This is a genomic window from Acidimicrobiales bacterium, assembly GCA_036399815.1.
Classification (GTDB): Bacteria; Actinomycetota; Acidimicrobiia; order Acidimicrobiales; family DASWMK01; genus DASWMK01.
Window position 1 is genome coordinate 1 of sequence record DASWMK010000162.1, and the last position, 2,530, is coordinate 2,530.

The 2,530-nt window shown below is 75.4% G+C and carries 5 protein-coding genes; 1 reads left to right on the forward strand and 4 read right to left on the reverse strand.

The annotated features are described in order from the left end of the window. From VGB14_11755 to VGB14_11765, 3 genes are all read right to left on the reverse strand, one after another. On the reverse strand, window positions 1-231 hold a 231-nt coding region (locus VGB14_11755; GenBank protein HEX9993592.1), incomplete at its 3' end, for a hypothetical protein. Window positions 232-446: 215 nt separating this feature from the next. Beyond that, entirely contained in the window at window positions 447-629 is a 183-nt protein-coding gene (locus tag VGB14_11760) for a hypothetical protein (GenBank protein HEX9993593.1), read from the reverse strand. A 9-nt stretch (window positions 630-638) separates the two neighbouring features. After that, window positions 639-1,511: an SGNH/GDSL hydrolase family protein gene (locus VGB14_11765; GenBank protein ID HEX9993594.1), complete on the reverse strand. Its 873-nt coding sequence runs from the start codon at window positions 1,509-1,511 to the stop codon at window positions 639-641. A 72-nt stretch (window positions 1,512-1,583) separates the two neighbouring features. On the opposite strand from VGB14_11765, the gene VGB14_11770 reads away from it, so the two are divergent. Then, window positions 1,584-2,042 carry an SRPBCC family protein gene (locus VGB14_11770; GenBank protein ID HEX9993595.1) on the forward strand — a complete coding sequence of 153 codons (459 nt, stop codon included), beginning with the start codon at window positions 1,584-1,586 and terminating at the stop codon, window positions 2,040-2,042. Here VGB14_11770 and VGB14_11775 read toward each other — a convergent pair. Beyond that, window positions 2,039-2,530 (reverse strand): hypothetical protein (locus VGB14_11775; protein ID HEX9993596.1); only part of this gene is annotated, 492 nt, incomplete at its 5' end. The genes VGB14_11770 and VGB14_11775 overlap by 4 nt on opposite strands.

A 2,530-nucleotide genomic window follows, 5' to 3' on the forward strand; every position in this document is an offset into this window, starting at 1 on the left:
GAGGCCGGTGGCGCCGGCCGGGGTGAGGTAGGCGTTGGCCTGCACCGGGTGGGTGAGCGCCGTCTCCAGGTCCCGGCAGAACCGGGCGACGGGCGGCCACCACCGGTGCAGGGCCTGGAGGACGACGGTCGCGCCGGACGCGAACAGGTCGAGCACCTTGCCCGCGTCGGCGATCGGGTACGAGGTGCGGCTGACCCTCGCCGTCCGGGTCCACGTCGACCGGTCGAGCACCTCGCCGTCGCGGACGAGGCGGAGGTGGGGCGGGCGCAGGCCCGCCCCCGTCAGCGCGGCGTCGACGTCCTCCAGCGACAGGAGGTCGGCGAAGCCGGCGGCCTCGCGCCACCGGTGGGGCCGGCGCCCGAACGCCTCACGGGCGAACGCCGGCCCGTTCCCGGTGCACCGGTCGAGCGCGCCGCCGGTCGGCGGCGGGATGGGGACGGCCAGCGCTAGGACGGGTCGGTCGCGTCGTCGTCCGTGTCGGTGCCGTCGGCGTCGCCCCCGTCGGTGCCGTCGGCGTCGCCCCCCGGGTCGGTGGCGTCGTCGTCGTCGTCCACGGCGGCCCTCGGGGCGTCCGTGGTCCACACCGTGCGGATGTCGTCGTCCTTCAGGTCCGTCACGAGGTCAGCCATGCGCGGAGCCTACCTACCGCCCGTGGCGTTGATGCGAGCGGTGAGCACGCCCCCCATGCCGGCCATGCCCCTGGCGTTCGGGTGCACCGGCGCGGCCGCGTTCGCCGGCACGATCGGCTCCACCCAGCGGGTCGACGACGAGGCGCACGTGTCCTTGCCGATGCTCGGCGTGTAGGTGTCGACGTAGAAGGCGCCGGCGGCCGCCGCCCGGCCGGCGAGCATGCTGTTCAGCTCCTTCTCCTTGGCCCTGAGGTAGGAGACGTCGTTCCAGGCGATCGGCATCGACGGCCAGCAGCCGATCCCCGAGTCGGGGAGGATCGCCGGGTAGCCGACCACGTAGATGCGGGCCTGGGGCGAGCGGGCCCTGATGGCGGCCAGCACGGCCGCCACCTTGGGCGCCGTGGCGCTGATGCGCTGGGAGATCGTGTCGACGCCGTTGACGACGTACTTGCTCCGGCAGGGCGACCCGAACGGGTTGGCCGTGGCGCAGCCCTGGATGATCTCCGAGAAGCCGATGTCGTTGCCGCCGATGCCGATCGACACGATCCGGGTGCCGGCCTCGAGCGCGTCCATCTGGGGCGGGTTGGGGCCGAGGTCGACGTCCTGGGGGGCCGTCATGTGGTCGGTCTTCGCCCCGCTGCAGCTGACGTCGCGGAGCGACACGCCGAGCTGGGCGGCGGTCACGCGCGGGTAGTCGCGGTCCGACCGCAGGCAGCCGAGCGGGATCAGCACCTGGTTGGGGATCAGCGGCCCGGCCGTGAACGAGTCGCCCAGGGCGACGTAGGACTCGCCGGCGGCACCGGCCGACGGCATCCCGACCAGGCTCGCCAGCAGCGCGAGCACGACCGCGACGGCACCGAGCGCCGAAGCGCGCTTCCTCATGGGGTCCCCTCCCTCGACGGCCACCCACCGCGGCCGAGGCAGCACGATATCGCACGCGCGAACGTGGAGGACATGACGATCCGTCGCGCCGTCGACGTGGAGCGGCCCGTCGAGGACCTGTGGGAGGTTCTGAAGGACGTGCGCCGCCTCCCCGAGTTCTCGCCGAGCACGATCGCCGTCCTCGACGCCCCGGACCGGCTGACCCACCCGGGGCAGCGCTTCCGCCAGGTCGTCGAGGTCATGGGCCGGCGCTTCGAGTCCGAGTGGGAGGTCACCGACGTCGTCCCCGGCCGGCGGGTCTCGATCAAGGGCAGCATGGGCCCGGGCGGGCGCTACTGGCTCGTGCAGGAGATCGAGCCGCTCGGCCCCGACCGCAGCCGGTTCTCGCTGACGATGGACTACAAGCTGCCCCTCGGGCCGCTCGGCCGGGTGGCCGGCGCGCTCGGCGTCGCCCAGCGGGCCGAGCGGGAGGCGGGCGAGGTGGTCGAGGGCATCAAGCGCCTGGTGGAGGCCGGCCCCCGGTCGACCTAGGGGGTCCCGTGCAGCATGAGGGTCAGCCGGCGGGTGCCGCCGGGCACGACCCGGATGGGGATGCCCCAGTCCTGGGTGACGAGGTGGCAGGCCGGGTGCACGCCCTCGTCGTCGCAGGTGGCCGCCCTGGCCGTCACGTGGAGCACGCCGGCCCGGCCCTCGCCCTCGAGGACGAGCCGCCTGGTCAGCTCCGTGCCCCGGCCGGCGCCGTCGACGAGGACGCCGGCGGGCGAGGCGTCGACCTCGAGGAGCGTGGCCGGGCCCTCCCGGTCGTCGAGGTGCTGGCCGGGGGCCGGTGAGAAGGCGACCTCGAGCACGACCTCGCCGGGGGCGACCACGGCCGCCGGGCGCTCGACCCGACCCGGCGTGCCGGCCACCGGCCGCCCCCGCCCGCCGGCCGGGACGGGCGTGAGGCGGTGGGCGCCGCACTCGGCGACCCACAGCGTGTCGCCGAGCAGGGCCAGGCCGGCCGGCTCGGACAGCCCGGC

Excerpts from the sequence above, each read along its gene's own strand:
- VGB14_11760 (HEX9993593.1), bottom strand. The coding sequence starts at position 629 with ATGGCTGACCTCGTGACGGACCTGAAGGACGACGACATCCGCACGGTG.
- VGB14_11765 (HEX9993594.1), bottom strand. The coding sequence starts at position 1,511 with ATGAGGAAGCGCGCTTCGGCGCTCGGTGCCGTCGCGGTCGTGCTCGCG.
- VGB14_11770 (HEX9993595.1), top strand. The coding sequence starts at position 1,584 with ATGACGATCCGTCGCGCCGTCGACGTGGAGCGGCCCGTCGAGGACCTG.